1 protein-coding gene is annotated in these 406 nt (G+C 46.6%); it reads left to right on the forward strand.

The window, feature by feature from the left end; all coding sequences use genetic code 11:
• Positions 1-65: 65 nt before the first annotated feature.
• Positions 66-326 (forward strand): hypothetical protein, encoded by a 261-nt coding sequence (locus CRU95_RS17010; protein WP_164969830.1) that lies wholly within the window; start codon positions 66-68, stop codon positions 324-326.
• The last annotated feature ends 80 nt before the right edge of the window (positions 327-406 follow it).

Raw genomic sequence — 406 nt, forward strand, 5'->3', positions numbered from 1 at the left:
GGATTAATCATATTAATTGTTGGAGGAAGGATACCTTCATTTAATGAGTTAAAAGGAAAGAAGGAGTGAAGAGGGAAAGGAGGTGCAAAAGAAAGGGGAAAGGGAGAGGGAGTGGAAGAGAGAGGAGGAGAAGGGAAGGGGGGAGGAAAGAAGGGGAGGAAGGGGGGAGGGGGAGAAGAAGGGAGAAGAGGAGGAGAAGAAAGAGGAGGAGGAAAAGAAGAAATGAGGGGAAAAGAAGAGGGGGGGTTGTAAAAGAGAAAGAAGAAGAAGAGGAGATGGAAAAGAAAGGGAAAAAGGGGAAAGAAAGAAAAGTGGAAAGGGGATGAGGGGAAGGAAAGAGAAGGGGGAAGAAAAGAGAGAAGAGTAGGAAAGGAGGAGGGAGAGAGGAGAAAAGAAAGAAAGGAGG

The sequence above is a fragment of the Arcobacter sp. F2176 genome (assembly GCF_004116465.1).
Taxonomy (GTDB): Bacteria; Campylobacterota; Campylobacteria; order Campylobacterales; family Arcobacteraceae; genus Arcobacter; species Arcobacter siniprincipis.